The organism is Acidovorax sp. LjRoot194, from assembly GCF_964253015.1.
GTDB lineage: Bacteria > Pseudomonadota > Gammaproteobacteria > Burkholderiales > Burkholderiaceae_C > Acidovorax.
In genome coordinates this window covers 3,048,701-3,066,043 of sequence record NZ_CAXUQB020000001.1, presented here as the reverse complement: position 1 = coordinate 3,066,043, position 17,343 = coordinate 3,048,701, and the positions used below count along the sequence as shown (strand labels likewise).

The following is a 17,343-nucleotide window of genomic DNA, read 5'->3' as shown; positions in this document are numbered from 1 at the left end:
GGTGAAGGGAATCCAAGAACTTCCAGCGAGCGCTGGATGCCCAGCATACCGCTGCGCAGGTGGTCAGGCGCTCTTCAGCGGCGCTCAAAGTACGAAGTTATGGGTCTTGTATGTACACCGGCGAGGCGTCAAGCCGATGTCATTCAGCGAGTTGTTGCAGCTGTCGAGAGTGCATGTCGTGACTGCCTGGCAGCCTTACCACAGCGCCATTACAGCGCTCCGGAAAAACAGTCGATAGGCGCATTTCGCACTGCGGCTCTCACCTCAGCAGCACACTCTGCCTCCACTTGAAAAGCGGTTAAAACGGCTTTGCAGCATCAAGCGGAAGGCAAGCACAAGCTACCTCTTCTGACAGTTTCTACACGATGCTTCGCTGGGTTCAATAGCTTTTGCACATACCACCGCAAAAGCCAGATGAACTACGACATCAAAATTTTTACGCCTGCGCACATCGACCGTGGCGACCTGCGAGCCATGTTCAAACTCCGGTATTCCGTATTTCACGAAAGGCTCGGCTGGGACGTGAAATCGCAGGACGGCATGGAAAGAGACGAGTTCGATGACCTCCCGGAAGTCGCCTATGTCCTGGCCAAGCACCCCAACGGTTCTGTGGATGCCTGCTGGAGACTCCTTCCAACCACTGGCGCTTACATGCTAAGGGACAGTTTCCCTGAACTGCTTCACGGCCAGCCAGCGCCCCACAGCGACGATTGTTGGGAGCTCAGCCGCTTCGCGGTGGCGACCGACCGTGTGGGGACTGCCAATGCGACCTTTGGCGACATGCCCATGGCCCTGATGCGCCAGTCCGCCCAGTTTGCGCTGGAGAACAACATCAGCCGCTATGTGACGGTGACGACGCCTGTCATGGAAAGAATGCTTCGCCATCAAGGCCTGCATGTTCACAGGATGGGGCCCTCCATCCGCATTGGGGTCGCTTCGGCGGTGGCCTTGATCGTCGAGATCGACCACATCACTCTTTCCGCCATCGGATCTCAAGCCGCACATTGATTACACAGCCGGGGCGGGCATTCTGGCCATCAAGCAGTCGCACGTCCTGGCTACCGCAGGTTTCCAATCCAGCCGATCCACCAGGCGCATCAAGGCTGCTTCGGTCGCATCGACCCCTTGGTCGAAGGCGTAGTCATTCAGCAGCATCAGATTGGACAGCACCATACGCGGATGCGGCTGCACGATGATGCCGTCGTCCAGGCGAGTCCAGTCCCAACTCACCACCAAAAGCGCTGTTTCACACTGCGCTACCCACTCCGTGAATCCGCTGAAAACAGGCGCACAGGTGATTTCTGTCGCGTGGTGCTCCAGCCCAATACCGTTGACGGCCTCTAGGGACATGCGCACATAGTAGTCGTGGTTTGGTCTGTTGACGCCTATCATGGAGTTGTTACCAACTGAGCGGTGGAGTATCCAATGTCGACAGGCGTTTCAATGCCCGGTTCCATCGACCTTGTGTCGAAGATATTTGATGCCTCGACAGATGAAGAGTTTTTCTCGACGATGGCTGCGATCTCTCGCGACATAGGGTTTGAGCGGTTTATGGTTGGCACCCAGTGGTTTGATGACAACGGTGCCCCCGTTTACAAGATTGCCAGCGGATACCCGACTGGCTGGCAACGCATCTATGCCGAGCGGCAGTATGCGGAGCTTGATCCCACCGTCCGCCATTGTCAGACCAGCACGGGTGCGATTGTCTGGACCGAGGATTTTTTTGCCAAGTCTGGAACGCTCGATTTTTTTGAAGAAGCGCGCTCGCACGGACTGGGATTCGGCCTCAGCGTCCCTGTGCATGAAGCTCATGGCGTCAAAAGCATGATCAGCCTGGCACGCGACAAACCCATCTCGGACCCACGAGAGCAGCAGCAACTGCTGGCCATCGGCAAGGTGCTGGCCAGTTGCGCGCACTTTGCGCACCGGGGCCTGATCGCCAGCGAAGCCGCACGGGCTGCCAAACCACCGATTTCGGCACAAGAATCCCAGTGTCTCAACTGGGTGGCATTGGGCAAGACTTCTGCAGAGATCGGTCAGATCATGTCCATCGCGGAGCCCACCGTGGTGTTTCATGTCAAGAATGTGATGGAAAAGCTCGATGTAAAAAACCGATCGCAAGCAATTGCGGTGGCATTTCGCTTGGGATTGCTGACGTAGTTTTGTCCCGAACGTGGTCATTTCGGCAGACTCTACGCACCGCTCGCCGCAAGCGCCACCATCAGGAATGAGAGGGCTATCATTTCTGCTAGGCGTGGTGTTGCTGGTTCGCAGCTAGAAATCCACCGCCAGCGAACAGACGTCTTGCGTTAAGGCGGTACGCAGTCCGGCCGCAAATCGTACTGTGCATGCAGCTTTGTGAAGGCGATGGTGAAGGTTTACGGTGTTGACCGTGCGCTTTCGACCTACACAAAAACTTGTTTCCTTGGGTGATGCTTGTGTCGTGTGCTTGCCTCGGCCTGCACGTTTCCCACGACTGCGACGAACAAGATGGACATCCCATGGACCACCACTCCCAACTTCACGTGACGCGGAGGGGCCTGCTGATTGCGGGCGCTTCTACCGCCGCCGCGTCGACAGTGTACGGACAGACCGACACCCTCAATCCTTCAGCACAGCCCATGCAGGCCACCAACATGCCCATCACGCTGCAAGTGAACGGAAGGGATCACTTGCTTGATCTCGACACACGCACAACGCTGCTCGACACCTTGCGCGAACACCTGCATCTCACGGGCACCAAGAAGGGTTGCGACCACGGTCAGTGCGGCGCGTGCACCGTACTGGTCAACGGGCGGCGTGTGGTTTCATGCCTGAGTTTGGCGGTAATGAACGAGGGCGCCAGCGTGACCACCATCGAGGGCCTGGGCACGCCGCAGTCACCCCACCCGATGCAGGTGGCTTTCGTGCGGCACGACGGCTACCAGTGCGGCTACTGCACACCGGGGCAGATCTGCTCGGCGGTGGGGGTGCTGGACGAGATCAAGCAGGGGATGCCCAGCCATGCCAGCCAGGACATCGTTGCGCAGCCGCTGGTATCGGCCGCCGAATTGCGCGAGCGCATGAGCGGCAACCTCTGCCGCTGCGGAGCGTATTCCAACATCGTGGATGCGATCACCGAGGTTTCCGGGAGGGCACGCACATGACCCCGTTCACCTACGAGCGCGCGACGTCGCCCGCGCACGCCGCCGCCGCAGTGGCCGCCAGGCCAGGCGCCCGGTTCATCGCAGGCGGCACCAATCTTCTCGATTTGATGAAGCTTCAGATAGAAGCCCCCATGCACCTCGTGGACGTGAATGGCGCGGGTATGGGGACGGTGGAGCCTACGGCGCAAGGTGGGCTGCGTATTGGAGCGATGGTGCGCAACAGCGATCTGGCGGCCCACCCGCGGGTGCGGCGCGACTACGGTGTGCTGACGCGCGCCCTGGTGGCGGGCGCTTCAGGCCAGTTGCGGAATATGGCGACCACGGGGGGTAACCTGCTGCAGCGCACACGGTGTTCGTACTTCTACGACACCAACATGCCCTGCAACAAGCGGCGGCCTGGCAGCGGCTGCTCGGCCATCGGCGGGGTAAGCCGCCAACATGCGGTCATTGGTGGAAGCCAGGAGTGCATTGCCACCCACGCGAGCGATATGGCCGTGGCGCTGCGCGTGCTCGATGCCACGGTGGAGACCGTCAACGCCCACGGAACAGCGCGTGTCATCCCTATTGCGGATTTTCACCGTCTGCCCGGCAACACTCCGCAGGTCGAGACAGTTCTGCAGCCCGGGGAACTCATCACATCCGTCACGCTGCCTGCACCCGTGGGCGGGGTGCACATTTACCACAAAGTGCGCGACCGCGCGTCTTATGCCTTTGCGCTGGTGTCGGTCGCTGCCATCGTGCAGCGCGATGGCAGTGGCCGGGTAGCCTTGGGTGGGGTGGCCCACAAGCCGTGGCGGGTGGAAGCGGCCGAGCAGCATTTGCCGCGCGGCGCCAAGGCCGTAGCCGACCAACTGCTGGCGGGCGCGCGCCCCACGCACGACAACGCATTCAAACTGCCGTTGGCTGAGCGGACGCTCGCCGCCGCGCTGCAACAGGCCAGGAGCTGATGCCATGAAATTCGACACACCAGCCACCGTCAATCCGATTGATCAACTCAAGATCATTGGTAAGCCAGTGAACCGCATCGACGGCTTGCTCAAGACCACCGGCACCGCCCCCTACGCCTACGAACGGCATGACGTGACCCAACACTGCGCTTATGGCTACGTGGTAGGCGCAGCCATTGCCAAGGGGCGCATCCGCAACATCGACCTGGCACAAGCGCAGCGGGCACCTGGCGTGATCACCATCGTCACGGCCACAACGGCAGGCAAACTGGGGCAAGGCAAGATGAACACCGTGCCGCTACTGGCAGGCCCACAGGTAGCGCATTACCACCAGGCCGTGGCGCTGGTCGTGGCCGAAACGTTCGAGCAGGCACGTGCCGCCGCCCATCTGGTGCGCGTGAACTATGAGCGGACTGACGGTGTTTACGACCTCGCCGCTGCCAAGGACTCAGCCACCCGGCCCGACAGCATCAACGGTGATGCGCCGGACACCGCCATCGGCGACTTCAACGGAGCGTTCGCTGCCGCGCCGGTCAAGATGGACGCCATGTACACCACACCCGACCAGACGCACGCGATGATGGAGCCGCACGCCACACTGGCCGCTTGGAAGGGCGACGAACTCACGGTCTGGACAGCGAACCAGATGATTGCTTGGGGGCAGAGCGAGTTGGCCGCCACCTTGGGCATTCCCAAGAACAAAGTACGGCTGGTGTCGCCCTTTATCGGCGGCGGTTTTGGCGGCAAGCTGTTTCTTCGTGCCGATGCATTGCTGGCCGCGCTGGGCGCCCGCGCTGCCGGCCGTCCAGTCAAGGTGGCGTTGCAGCGGCCGCTCATGGCCAACAACACCACCCACAGGCCGGCCACGATACAGCGGGTTCGTATCGGCGCGACAGCGGATGGCCGCATCACTGCCATTGGCCACGAAAGCTGGTCAGGAGATCAGCCCAAAGGGTCCGCAGACTCAGCAGTAGACCAAACCCGAAGGCTGTATGCCGGCGTCCACCGCATGACCGCCACCCGACTGGCAGTACTGGATCTGCCCGAAGCGAATGCCATGCGCGCACCTGGCGAGGCCACGGGGCACATGGCTCTGGAGGTCGCCATGGACGAACTGGCCGAGAAGCTCCGCATCGACCCTGTGGAGCTGCGCATTCTTAACGACACCCAGGTAGTGCCTGACCTTGGCAAAAAAGACCCAGCCCAAAAGAAAGCGGGCGAGGAGGGCGCTCAACCCCCCAAGCCGTTTTCTCGCCGCGAACTGGTGCAGTGCCTGCGCACCGGCGCGGAGCGTTTTGGCTGGAAGGACCGCAACGCCGAGCCAGCAAAGCGCCGCGAAGGCCGATGGCTTGTTGGATTGGGTGTGGCCGCGGCCTACCGCGGAGCGCCTGTCGAAAAGTCTGCGGCCCGTGTGCGCTTGGATGCCACGGGCCTCATCACTGTAGAAACGGACATGACCGATATCGGCACCGGCAGCTACACCATCATTGCGCAGACTGCTGCCGAGATGATGGGCGTGCCGCTCGACAGGGTGCGCGTGCGGTTGGGCGACTCTGACTTCCCAGTGTCGGCAGGCTCGGGCGGACAGTGGGGAGCGGCCAGTTCCACATCGGGGGTGTATGCGGCCTGCGTAAAGCTCCGTGAGGCCATTGCACGCCAACTGGGCATGGACGCAGCCACGGCCCAGTTTTCTGATGGGCAGGTACATCAAGGAGACCGCCGCGTACCCCTGGCCCAGGCTGCGTCGGACGGAGACATCACAGCCGAAGACACTATAGAGTTCGGGGTGCTCGACAAGAAGACGCAGCAGTCCACCTTTGGCGCGCATTTTGTGGAGGTAGCGGTGGACGCATACACCGCAGAAATCCGGGTACGCCGCATGCTGGCCGTGTGCGCAGCCGGTCGCATTCTCAACCCCAAATCAGCGCGCAGCCAAGTCATTGGCGCCATGACCATGGGGGTGGGCAGCGCGCTAATGGAAGAGCTGGCGGTGGATAAGCGGCACGGGTTTTTCGTGAATCACGACCTGGCCGGTTACGAAGTGCCTGTGCACGCTGACATTCCGCATCAAGAGGTGATTTTCCTCGACGAGGTGGACCCCATAGCGTCTCCCATGAAGGCCAAGGGTGTCGGCGAGCTGGGCATCTGCGGTGTGAGCGCGGCCATTGCCAACGCCATCTATAACGCTACCGGCGTGCGTGTTCGTGACTATCCGATCACACTGGACAAGCTGCTGGCGGGTATGGGCAGGGTGTGATGCGTGTCAGGTTTCGACGGGGCCTTTGACCCCTGCTCGTGCACCTTAAGACGTGACGCGTACTTGGTGCCAGGGATCGAGGTAGCTGATCCCCCGTTACTACCGCGGCCCTGGTGCGCAATGTTCAGAAACGGCTCTTGGGTTTGACGGCCAGCGCGACGATGGCGATGCCCCCGGCGATGATGAGTGCATCCTCGATCAGCCCGCTGCGGGTCTGGCCGATGTGTTTCATGGCGGCTTTCCTGGCATCCAAAGTGATGTACGCGAGAGGCACTGCGGTGGCTACCGCTACCAATGCGCCCGCTTGCTCGCGCCCACGGGGCGCCAGAGCCGCACCCGCAATGCCAGCACTCATGACCCTGGCCAGCAGGCCAAGCGCCACCGTTCTGTCCGGCGCCGTCTTCATCTTGTCGCCGGCAAGTTCACCGGCACCCATTGCGAGTGCCCCGTATTTAAACAACGGGCGATCCAGCAGTGCAAGCTGTCCCGGCGTAGAGCGGCCCAGAAGTCGTGCTGCTGCCAAGGTGGCCATTGGCGTCATCGAGCGAGCGCTGGCCACCGCACCGATCAGCGCGGACCAAAGTAGAGCTGGAGTTTTCATTTCTTTCCCATCAATGTAGATGGAGGAATGCTGGATGGGTGCGTGTTCTGACGGGGTGAATGGAACGCGCATATCGGTGTAGGAATTCGGAATCTGAAGCCCGTTGGTTGCTGAGGATAGATCCGAAATCATTTCATTTGATTCGACTCGTCTGCACCTCCCTCAGTGCTTGCCGGATCAGCGCCAGCACATGCGCGGATCAAATCTGGGCGCGCCGGTGGGTCCGTCCTACAGAAACTTTGAGGCTCCACAAGAAAAATACAACACCACCATCTCCGTTGACCGTCGAGTCGCCCTACGTCGATAGTCCACTGCATCGCCAGCATGACCCTGGCGCAGTCGATGTGGCCATCTGGCTTTGATCTCCACTGCGCACTCCAGTCATCACAACCATGGCAATCCAGCAAATTTTCAAGATCCTTCAACAATCGGTAAGCGAGTGGATTGATGACTACGCGCCCAGCATGGGAGCTGCCATCTCGTACTACACAGCTTTCTCGATTGCGCCATTGCTGATCATCGTCATCGCGGTGGCAGGTTATGTGTTTGGAGAAGAGGCTGTACGCGGCTCACTTCATGGCCAGATTTCCGGGCTCGTCGGTTCGGACGGCGCGGCTGCCATCCAAGGGTTGATCAGCAGCGCAAGAGAGCCTGCGCAAGGCATCGTAGCCAGCAGTATCAGCATCGTTTTGCTGATTGTTGGCGCGACGACGGTGTTCGCCGAGCTGCAAAGCGCCCTCGATCGAATCTGGCACGTTCCAGAGAAGGCGAAGCCCAGCGGTCTTTGGGGCCTTCTGCGGGCGCGTTTTCTCTCGTTCGGCCTGATTCTCGGTCTGGCATTCCTTCTGACAGCATCCCTGGTTGTCAGCGCTGCCGTTGCTGCCACGGGAAAGCTTTTTTCCACGCTGCTTCCTGGTTGGGAGTTTGTTCTTCAAGGCGTGAATCTGGCGCTGTCGTTCGGCCTGGAAGCCGTCATTTTCGCGATGATCTTCAAACTCATGCCCTCGATCAAGATCGCGTGGAGCGATGTGTGGATTGGCGCTGCGGTGACTGCTGCACTGTTTGAAGTTGGCAAGGTGCTTATCGCGCTCTATGTTGGGAAGGCGGGCGTCAGCTCCACGTACGCGGCCGCAGGATCGATCGCGGTCATTCTTGTTTGGGTCTACTACGCAGCGCAGATCTTTCTTCTCGGCGCAGAATTCACCAAGGTATATGCGCGGGAACGTGGTTCTCACAGGCAGGTCTCAAGGCAGGTCAGCGGCGACGACCCGGTAGTAGAGCCAGCGCCTATCGACCACGGCTTGTTGCTCGATGAACGTCTTTTGCATGCAGAGCGAGGCACTGAAGCACCCTTGCCGCTTGCAGTGCGTATTGGACTTGCCGCCACCCTCGTGAGCCTGTGGGTTGCTGACGCGCGAGTTAGACACAAGAAAGCAGGGGCAGGCTCTGCGAACTGACATGAGCGCTATCAAGTCCATCGCACTACATTCACCATACAGGCTTCCCGCTTGCAGTCTGCATTGCAGAACCTGCCAGCGGGAAAAGCGCTAGACCACGCGCGCCGAGCGATGTGCATTCAGCAAAGTGATCGTGGATTGCTACGGGATTCATCGGACGTCGTAGGGCAAAGTCGGGTCGCAGCTTCGGCGTCGTGGCTGCCGCCAGCATACGAAATGCATACTTCTCACATGGATAAAATTTTGCTGCAGCATCAGGTTCTGGCACGGCTCGCTGAAGACCTTCTGCAGGCCGAACAGGCGATGCGGTCGGCCCATGAGACGGCCACTCACGAAGAAAACATTGACGAAAATAAATACGACACCTTGGGACTGGAAGCCGCGTACCTGGCCACTGGCCAAGCTCGGCGCGCTGAGGGCATCCGTCAAGCAATAGCCCATTGGCGCCAGTTCCGCGCGCGCCCCTATGACGCGAGCAAAGGTATAGAGCTGGGCGCCCTGATTTGCCTCATCGATACTGACAACAAGCAGCACCTGTTCTTTCTCGGGCTGGATGGCGGCAGCATGAAGTTGTTCAGCGGCGCGCAACCCGTTCAAGTCATCAGCGCTGAGGCCCCGTTGGGCCGTGCCATGATGGGTAAATGCGAGGGTGATGAGGTATCGATACAGGTCGCTGCAATCCGACAGCAGTTTGAGGTGCTGTGGGTTCATTAAGCTGCAATCGAATCACGCGATGGGCCGGCGCCAGCAAACGTTCAGGCGTTGTCAACGCACCGGCTTGGCTTGCAAGGGAGTTGCTGATAATTCTTTCGCACGTATAGGAAAAGTTCGCCGGCAGTCCATATTGCGAAGAGCATGTCTGCATGGGTGGCACCCACGCGCGCTCCGATATTTGATCCGTTCTTGCGGCCTAACTCGCTGGCAAACATGCACTGAATACAATGCCCGCATGAGTCGGCCATCAGTATCAGCCCCCGTTGATTGGGTGAGGCACGCCGAACCGATTGACGGCATGAAGCGCATCGAGGCGCGCTTTCATGGCAAGGCCTACGCCATGCACCGCCACGACACATACGCCGTCGGTAGCACCCTGGCAGGTGTCCAAAGCTTCAATTACCGACGCACCCGACGTGACAGCCTGCCTGGCCACACGATGGTGCTGCATCCCGATGAACCGCACGACGGTCAAGCTGGTACCAAAGAGGGTTTCGAATACCGCATGGTTTATGTGGAGCCGTCCCTCATCCAAGCGGTGCTCCGGGGGCGTGCATTGCCCTTCATCGAAGGGGGCGTGACCACGGATCCGCGCTTGGCGATGGCAACCCAGAACTTGCTGTGGCACATGGACACGTTGCCGGAGCCACTGGAACACAGCAATGCCATTGCCGAGTTGGCGTTGGCCATGGAATCCGGGGCAGGGGACTCCGCACCACGGCCCAAGGGCGACTTTCTTGCCGCGCAACGTGCTTATGACTACCTGCACGCCAACCAGGCACAAGTCGTCGCGCTGGACGAGCTCGAGGCAGCGACCGGGCGCGACCGGTGGAGCCTGTCGCATGACTTTCGCCTTTTCTACGGCACGAGCCCTTATCGTTTTCAGACGATGCGGCGGCTTGACGTGGTGCGGCGCATGTTAATGGGCGGTGCGTCTCTGGCGGACGCTGCTGCGACAGCTGGGTTTGCCGACCAGAGCCACATGACCCGCCACTTCACCAAGACCTTCGGACTGACGCCTGGACGGTGGCTTCGAATGGCATCCGGTGGACGTGCTGCCAAGCCATCGGCCACAAACGTTCAATACACGGGTCAAAGCGCTGCATAGATTCGCCTTCTTTCACATAGAAGGAGCGATCCATGTCCATGCCCCACAACCCTGCGGCAGCGCGTGCCGAGCGTGGCCAATGCCAAGCAATAGACCTGATTCAGAAGATCGACAGCATCGATGGTCATTGGCAGCCGCGCGTGGTTGCTGAAATGAACGACTACCAATTCAAGGTGGTGAAGGTGCAAGGCGAGTTTCCGTGGCACGTGCATGCCGAGACCGACGAGACATTCGTGGTGTTGGAGGGTGAGCTGAAGATCAGCTACCGGGGCCACTCCGGCCGCGAAGGGGTCATCGTGCTGCGCGCGGGAGAGATGGCGGTGGTTCCCAAGGGGATCGAGCACCAGCCGTCTGCGGTTGCGCAAGTGAAAATGCTGCTGATAGAGCCGCGAGGTGTGGTGAATACAGGTGATGGTGCGTCAGGACCACGCACGGTACAGAATGATCAGTGGATCTGAGACGAGACCCGCGCGCAATGACGGGCGGCCATGCATCGGGTTAACGGGTGCTCGGAGCGGGGGAGGGGAGCGATGCGCCGAGCAAGGCGCTGGGTAGGCTCCCCAGGGTTCAGTACTGGGAGCCGCGATCATGTTTATGAGCCCCGTGAATCGACAGAGCTGCCTGAGGATGTGAGCAGGTCTCCCACACGATTCGTACCGAGAAACGTTGGAATGTTGTCGGCCTCCAATGGCTTGGACAGGAAGTACCCCTGGATGGCGTCGCATCCAGCCGCTATCAGCAGGTCGAGCACGCCTTGCGTTTCGACGCCCTCGGCCAACATCCGGTAGCCCATCGAGTGGCCCAGGTCGATGAGCGACCGGACCAGTTTCAGCGCCCTCGGGCTGCTTTCAATCGGCATGACCAGCGACTGGTCCAGTTTCAACATTCCTACCGGCAAGTCGAATAGGCAGGCCAGATTCGAGTAGCCGGTGCCGAAGTCATCCAGCGAAATCTGGATTCCCAGCGCCTTCAGGCGTCCCAGGGCATCCAACGTCGCCTGGCTGGTCATGATGGCGTTCTCGGTGCACTCGATGTGCAGATGCACGGGCGATACGCCATGGCGTGCGCAAGCCTCACTGACGAAGTCCACGAACCCGGGCCGCTCCAGGTTCCTTGACGAGACGTTCACTGCCATCGTCAGCGAAATGCCTTTGGCCTCCCACTGGGCCAGTTGCGCCAGCGCAGAGTTCAACACCCACTCAGTGAACTCGTGGATCAGGGCTGTTTCCTCCACCAGCGGTACGAAGTCGCCCGGGGGTACGACACCATATCGAGGGTGGGTCCAGCGTATCAACGCTTCCACGCCAGAGAAAGCTCCCATGGAAAGGTTGAGCTTGGGCTGGTACACCAGTCGGAATTCACCACGCACCAACCCGATCGAGACGCCCCGGGCGAGGTTGAACGCACGCCGGTGCGCCGTATCGAAACAAGGGTCGTGCCACATGTGGCTTTGCTCGCTGGAGGCGGCCTCGTGCATCGCCGAGCTGGCTTTGCGCAGCGCATCGGCAGCGCTAACAGCGTCGAGTTCAAAATCTACCAAGCCGGCCTGAATCCGCAGTTCAATGGACACACCACCGCTGTCAAACCGCTCCCTCATATGGGTGAGTAGTTCGATGGCGGCGTGCTCGCTGCACTCCCGCGACCCAGCTCCGAGCAGGATCGAAAATCGGGTTTCGCTGACGTGGTGAAGCATTGCGCCTGGCGGCAATGCAGCAGCCAGGCGCGCAGCGATGTTGCGCAGGGCATGCTCCAGCGGCTCGATGCCCATGGCCCGGACCGCCGCCTGAAGGGTCGCTTGCCCGATGACATCCAGGAGCACGAGTACCCGCCTTTGTCCTGCGAAGTCTTGGCACAGCCTCTCAAGATCGTCGACCAACTGTGCACGGTTCGGCAGACGCGTCACCTCATTGACGCGACCCGCGCGCTGGTGAAGTTCGATCTGCGTTACCACCATCGCGGCCAGTTCCGCCAACCGCTGGCGCTGCGCGCTGTCAAACGTCCTGGGTCGCCGGTCAAGAATGCACAGGCTGCCCAGTGCGTGGCCAGAGGTCAATACGAGCGGCGCCCCTGCATAAAAGCGAATGGCGTGGTAACCGACGACCAAAGGGTTGTCATGAAACCGTTCGTCCTGGGTCGTGTCTTCCACCACCAGCACATCGCCCAGTTCGATGGTGCGGTCGCAGAAAGCGGTGTCTCGATCAGTCTCTTTCAAATCAAAACCGCAACGGGATTTGAACCACTGACGGTCTTGATGAACCAGGGAGACCAGAGCGATGGGCGCGTTGAACACGTGCGTTGCAAGCCTGGTGATGCGGTCGAACGCCTCGCTGTCTTCAGTATCCAGAAGCTGGGTGCACTCAAGTACGTAAATCCGCTCCTGCTCATGCTCACCATCCCGCGGGGGAGAGGGATTGAGGGGTGTTTGTCTCATGGCGTGTCCGGAAGGTCGACTGGTTACTTTATCTCACATGTGGTGTTCACCCGTTCAATTGGGCCAGCGGTCACGAGCTTTCTGCGCCGCCTGGCGGGCCGTCTCGATGGCGATGCCCCGTCGCTCGCGGACCGTGGCCGTCAGCACCTTACCGGCCAGCTCGGGCGTACCTGATGGAAAGGGCGGCTGAGGGTCGTACTCAAAGAGCAGCGTCTGGAGACGCGCACGTGCCTCGCCGCGCAGCAGCGCGGAAAGAGTTAGTGCCATGTCCATGCCCGCAGTCACGCCGCCGCCGGTCACACGGTTGCGGTCGACCACGACGCGCTGCGCCACCGGAGTCGCGTCAAAGATGGGCAAAAGGTCCCGCACATACCAATGCGCCGTGGCGCGGTGCCCTCGCAGCAGGCCGGCCGCGCCGAGCAGCAGGACCCCGGTGCACACGCCGGTGACCCAACGCGCGACTTCGCCACGCTCGCGCAGGAAGCGCAACGTGTCTTCGTCCCGCAGCAGCGCAGTCGTGCCCTTGAGCCCGCCGGGCACGAAGAGGATGTCCGGCGCAGCGGGCGCGTCTGCGAAGGTCGTGCTCGGCAAGATTTTCAAGCCACTGTCGGTGGTGACTGGGGATAGGTCTTTCCAGACCAGGTGTGTGTCTGCATCGCCCATGGTTGCGAAGACAAGCTGGGGTGCGACCAGATCCAGGGCGGTCATGTCGGGGTGCACGATCATCACAATCTGCAGCCGTGGGCGCGAGGTAGCGGTGGGAAGTGGCGGTGTTGGCGCGACGGTGTCGGTCGCCGCTGTAGCGTGGAGGGACGCCAGTGCGGAAAGTGCACTGAGCGCAGACAAGGCGTGGCGTCGATGGGGATTCATGAATGAAAGACTCTCTGGCGCCCAACGGCGGGCGCCGACTTGATGCGAAACGCGCAACGCAAAGCGCGCCTGAAGGCGGCATCACGCGCGTACGAACTGAAGAAGAAGCGTCAGAAGAGCGAAGGGGGAGGGGGCCCGCGCGCTGGCATGGGAGCCGCGGCAGCCGCTGCGATGTGGGTGGCTGCGATCGTCCGCACCCCATCAGCGACCGGCATAAGCGTCGGCAGTTCAAAGGCTGCTGTCGAGGGTGGGGTGCCCACCTGCACACACAGTGGGCAGTCCATGTGGCTAGCCCCGAGTTCTTGCACGCCGTCATCAGTGTGCACGATGACCTTGACCAAGCCAGCCGCCGAGCAGACCAGCTCCAGGGTCTGCGGATGGACCATCGGAGATGCAATGGCCGAGCCGAGCGACAGTGCGAACCACAGCAGCACCCATTGAATCAGGCCGGATGCAGGACGCCGTATCCCCGAGGTGGGCGCATGCGTGTGGATCGCGGCGTGTGTGCTCATGAGCGCGGATTATCGGCCAGCGCGTTTCGGCGTGGCGATAGCCGGAGACCAGGTATGCGCAGGGCTGAGGGGCGGGCAGTACTGCATGGCCAGACGAGGGAACAAGCGCTGCGGGGTGTGATTGAGCGCCAGGAGGCAGGCATCGGGTCCGCTTCCATCGCAGAGAGAAAAAAGGGCGCAGACATGCGTCTGCGCCCCATTCTTCTTGTCGCTGGCACGCCCAGGCCATCCCGCCCGGCCCGGCGTGGGTCAGCTCACTGCTGCGCCAAGGCAGCCATCTCCGCCGCAGGCACCACCTCGTAGTGGTCCAGCTGCATCGAGTACTGCGCACGCCCTGAGGACAGTGCGCGCAGGCTGCCGATGTAGCCGAACATCTCCTTCAGAGGCACCTGGGCCTCGACCGTAGCCGCGTTGCCGCGCTGGCCCTGGCCGCGCACGATGCCTCGGCGTCGGTTCAGGTCGCCGATGCTGTCGCCCAGGTACTCAGCCGGCGTGATGACTTCCACAGCCATCACGGGCTCCAGTACCTGCGGCCCGGCCTTGGCGAATGCCTCGCGGAAGGCAGCCATGGCTGCCAGCTCGAAGGCCAGCGTGGACGAGTCGCGCTCATGGAAGCTGCCATCCACCAGCGTGGCGACAAAGTCCACGGCGGGGAAGCCGGCCACCACGCCTGCCAAGGCGGCGCGGCGGATGCCGGCCTCCACCGCGGGAATGAACTCGCGCGGCACGGCGCCGCCGACGATGCGGTTCTCGAACTGGATACCTTCGCCGCGCGGCAACGGCGCTAGCTGCAGCCTCACCTCGGCGAACTGGCCGGGGCCGCCCGATTGCTTCTTGTGCACATGACTCACCTCCACACTCTTTGAAATGGTTTCGCGGTAGGCCACCTGGGGGCGGCCCACCGACACGTTGACGCCGTGGCGTGCGCGCAGCTTCTCGATCGAGACTTCGAGCTGCAGCTCGCCCATGCCGGACAGAATCGTCTGGCCGGATTCGGCGTCATGCTGCAGCCTGAGGCTCGGGTCTTCGCGCAGCAAGGACTGCAGGGCCTTGGACAGGCCTTGCTGGTCCGCGCTCGCCTTGGGCTCGATGGCCACGTGAATCACCGGCTCGGGCACGCTGATCTGCTCCAGCACCACGGGGTGTGCGGGGTCGCTCAGGGTGTGCCCCGTCAGCGTGTCCTTCAGGCCCACGACGGCGGCGATGTCACCCGCCACCAGCTCGTCGCGCTCGATATGCTGGTCGGCATGCACTTCGTACAGGCGCGACACCCGCTCGGTCTTGCCCGTGCTGGTGTTGAGCACCACATCGCCCCGGCCCAGCCGGCCGCTGTACACCCGCACGAACACCTTGGCGCCATGGTCGTCGGTGACGACCTTGAACGCCAGCGCCGCGAACGGGTCGGCAGCGGTTGCCGCCTTGGCACCACCTTCACGCACGATGTCGTCGGGCGACGGCAGATAGTCCACCACAGCGTCCAGCAAGGGCTCCACACCGCGGTTCTTGAAGGCCGAGCCGGCCAGCGCGGGCACGAAGGCGCCGGCCAGCACACCACGGCGCAGGTTGGCGCGCAGCACGTCCACAGCAATCTCTTCGCCGTTTACGTAGGCTTGCAGGGCCGCTTCATCTTGCTCCGCAGCAGCCTCTACCAAGCGCGCGCGGGCAAGCACTGCCTGCTCAAGCAGGTCGGCGGGCACATCGACTTCGCGGTAGGGGGCACTCGCGTCGTCCTTGTCCCAGATGCGGGCGCGCAGGCTTAATAAGTCCACAACGCCGCGGAAGTCGCCTTCCACGCCGATGGGGATCTGTAGCGGTACCACACGCACGCCCAGGCGGTCTTCCATCATGGCCACCACGCGGTGGAAGTCGGCACCCACGCGGTCGAGCTTGTTGATGAAGGCGATGCGCGGCACGCGGTACTTGTCGGCCAGGCGCCAGTTGGTCTCGGTCTGCGGCTCCACGCCGGCCACGCCGTCGAACACGACGACCGCGCCATCGAGCACGCGCAGCGAGCGGTTCACCTCGATGTTGAAGTCGATGTGGCCGGGCGTGTCGATCAGGTTCAGCTGCGTGCCCTTCCAGTGCACGGTGACGGCAGCGCTGTTGATGGTGATGCCGCGCTTTTGCTCTTGCGGGTCGAAGTCCATGTGCGCCGTGCCGTCGTGCACTTCGCCGATGCGATGGCTTTCGCCTGTATAAAAAAGGATGCGTTCGGTGGTCGTGGTCTTGCCCGCGTCTACATGGGCAATGACACCGAGGTTGCGCAGATGGGCGTTGCTGGTGTTGCGTGAATTTCTCATGGCGAATCTTTCTTGCGGCTGCACTCGTCTCTGCGAGCAGCTGCCGCCTGGTTGGCATTACGCCAGCCCAGGCGATGGATTCGCCTGATGGCTAGCGTCGATGGGAAGTTGTGCTGTCGCCGGAGCCCGGGCGCACGGAACTCAAGCTCCGGCGGTCGGGAATCGTGGCGATCAACTTGTCGTAGGTACGCATAGGTTGGTGATGAGAAGTCAGAAAACAAAAAACCCCGGAGGGGGAGCCTGCCGGGGTTTCCTGGACCGGAAGGCGCAAAGCCCTCCGACACGCGATCGAGGGGCGCAACTAGCTGGCGAACGATGCCTTGATCACGTTGGTGAGAATTTTCATAAGTGCGAATTATCCTCCTCGAGCAGAAAGCTTGCAAGCGACCCGTCGGGAGTTGTCGCCTTCAGACGGGTTGCAGTCATGCGCTGACCGCAAACAAACGAGTACTAACGGCCATGATTGCCATTCGGTGCGACTATTCCGCCATGAAGATATCTTTGCCACAAATTCGACCTGCAGCCGTCACGGATGTGAGCGCAATGTTCAAGGTCAGAGCGTCGGTTGGTGAAAACACCATGACTCCTGCCGAGCTGTCAGCAATAGGTATCACTCCGGAAGCCATCGCGTTCGCAGTGGAAAGCGCACAGTGTGCGTGGGTAGCGACTGTTGATGAGGAAGTCGTTGGTTTCGCAATGGTCGACTTGGATAGTGCGTGCCTCTTTGCCTTGTTTGTGCTCCCCGAATATGAGGGTCGCGGGATTGGCACGAGCCTGACCAAGACCTGTGAACTTGCCCTGTTTGAACAACACTCCACCGCGTGGCTTGAGACTGCGAATGGTAGCCGCGCCGCGCAGCTCTATCGGCATCTGGGATGGGGTAACGAGAGCGAGATTGGTGGCGGAGACATCCGACTGGAAAAGCAGCGAGCATGATGGCCTTGGGTTAGCAAAGCACTCCCATGTAATGCATTTCCCGGCCTGGTGCCGTCGCTAACCC

The 17,343-nt window shown here is 61.4% G+C and carries 16 protein-coding genes; 10 read left to right on the top strand and 6 right to left on the bottom strand.

What is annotated here, in order from left to right:
• The first annotated feature begins 414 nt into the window (after positions 1-414).
• On the top strand, positions 415-1,008 hold the full coding sequence (locus ACSQ3N_RS13840) for an acyl-homoserine-lactone synthase (protein WP_056166131.1): 594 nt from the start codon (positions 415-417) through the stop codon (positions 1,006-1,008).
• On the opposite strand, the gene ACSQ3N_RS13835 is transcribed toward ACSQ3N_RS13840, so the two are convergent.
• A complete protein-coding gene (locus tag ACSQ3N_RS13835) occupies positions 1,009-1,392 on the bottom strand; it encodes a DUF4902 domain-containing protein (protein ID WP_436146586.1) in 384 nt (127 codons plus the stop codon).
• Positions 1,393-1,443: 51 nt separating this feature from the next.
• Here ACSQ3N_RS13835 and ACSQ3N_RS13830 point away from each other — a divergent pair, with 51 nt between their 5' ends.
• From ACSQ3N_RS13830 to paoC, 4 genes are all read left to right on the top strand, one after another.
• A complete protein-coding gene (locus ACSQ3N_RS13830; protein WP_162241068.1) occupies positions 1,444-2,160 on the top strand; it encodes a LuxR family transcriptional regulator in 717 nt (238 codons plus the stop codon).
• 341 nt (positions 2,161-2,501) lie between these two features.
• The gene (gene paoA / locus ACSQ3N_RS13825; protein WP_436146585.1) at positions 2,502-3,146 is read left to right on the top strand and encodes an aldehyde dehydrogenase iron-sulfur subunit PaoA; all 645 of its coding nucleotides are present in this window, start codon (positions 2,502-2,504) and stop codon (positions 3,144-3,146) included.
• A complete protein-coding gene (locus tag ACSQ3N_RS13820; RefSeq protein ID WP_436146584.1) occupies positions 3,143-4,093 on the top strand; it encodes an FAD binding domain-containing protein in 951 nt (316 codons plus the stop codon). Before paoA ends, ACSQ3N_RS13820 begins: the two co-directional genes overlap by 4 nt.
• A 4-nt stretch (positions 4,094-4,097) precedes the next feature.
• Positions 4,098-6,350, top strand: a complete 2,253-nt coding sequence (gene paoC, locus ACSQ3N_RS13815) for an aldehyde oxidoreductase molybdenum-binding subunit PaoC (protein WP_436146583.1) — start codon at positions 4,098-4,100, stop codon at positions 6,348-6,350.
• A 124-nt stretch (positions 6,351-6,474) separates the two neighbouring features.
• Here paoC and ACSQ3N_RS13810 read toward each other — a convergent pair whose 3' ends face one another.
• Positions 6,475-7,023, bottom strand: a complete 549-nt coding sequence (locus ACSQ3N_RS13810; RefSeq protein WP_436146582.1) for a hypothetical protein — start codon at positions 7,021-7,023, stop codon at positions 6,475-6,477.
• 320 nt (positions 7,024-7,343) lie between these two features.
• On the opposite strand from ACSQ3N_RS13810, the gene ACSQ3N_RS13805 reads away from it, so the two are divergent.
• The 4 genes from ACSQ3N_RS13805 (at position 7,344) to ACSQ3N_RS13790 (ending at position 10,688) form a co-directional block, all read left to right on the top strand.
• On the top strand, positions 7,344-8,408 hold the full coding sequence (locus ACSQ3N_RS13805; protein WP_436146581.1) for a YihY/virulence factor BrkB family protein: 1,065 nt from the start codon (positions 7,344-7,346) through the stop codon (positions 8,406-8,408).
• A gap of 231 nt (positions 8,409-8,639) precedes the next feature.
• Positions 8,640-9,122, top strand: coding sequence for a GreA/GreB family elongation factor (locus tag ACSQ3N_RS13800; protein WP_436146580.1), 483 nt, complete (start codon positions 8,640-8,642; stop codon positions 9,120-9,122).
• A 235-nt stretch (positions 9,123-9,357) separates the two neighbouring features.
• Positions 9,358-10,230, top strand: coding sequence for an AraC family transcriptional regulator (locus ACSQ3N_RS13795; protein ID WP_436146579.1), 873 nt, complete (start codon positions 9,358-9,360; stop codon positions 10,228-10,230).
• Positions 10,231-10,268: 38 nt separating this feature from the next.
• Positions 10,269-10,688: a cupin domain-containing protein gene (locus tag ACSQ3N_RS13790; protein ID WP_436147955.1), complete on the top strand. Its 420-nt coding sequence runs from the start codon at positions 10,269-10,271 to the stop codon at positions 10,686-10,688.
• Between the two features lie 134 nt (positions 10,689-10,822).
• Here the strand turns inward: ACSQ3N_RS13790 and ACSQ3N_RS13785 are convergent, their stop codons facing one another.
• The 4 genes from ACSQ3N_RS13785 to fusA form a co-directional block, all read right to left on the bottom strand.
• A complete protein-coding gene (locus ACSQ3N_RS13785; protein WP_082516841.1) occupies positions 10,823-12,661 on the bottom strand; it encodes a putative bifunctional diguanylate cyclase/phosphodiesterase in 1,839 nt (612 codons plus the stop codon).
• A gap of 54 nt (positions 12,662-12,715) precedes the next feature.
• Complete coding sequence (locus tag ACSQ3N_RS13780) at positions 12,716-13,387, bottom strand: DJ-1/PfpI family protein (protein WP_056166162.1); 672 nt, start codon at positions 13,385-13,387, stop codon at positions 12,716-12,718.
• 254 nt (positions 13,388-13,641) lie between these two features.
• Positions 13,642-14,043 carry a DUF2946 family protein gene (locus ACSQ3N_RS13775; protein ID WP_056166165.1) on the bottom strand — a complete coding sequence of 134 codons (402 nt, stop codon included), beginning with the start codon at positions 14,041-14,043 and terminating at the stop codon, positions 13,642-13,644.
• A gap of 254 nt (positions 14,044-14,297) precedes the next feature.
• Positions 14,298-16,343, bottom strand: coding sequence for an elongation factor G (gene fusA / locus ACSQ3N_RS13770; protein ID WP_056166168.1), 2,046 nt, complete (start codon positions 16,341-16,343; stop codon positions 14,298-14,300).
• 459 nt (positions 16,344-16,802) lie between these two features.
• Between fusA and ACSQ3N_RS13765 the strand changes: the two genes are divergently transcribed.
• Complete coding sequence (locus ACSQ3N_RS13765) at positions 16,803-17,279, top strand: GNAT family N-acetyltransferase (RefSeq protein WP_235507327.1); 477 nt, start codon at positions 16,803-16,805, stop codon at positions 17,277-17,279.
• Positions 17,280-17,343 lie beyond the last annotated feature (64 nt).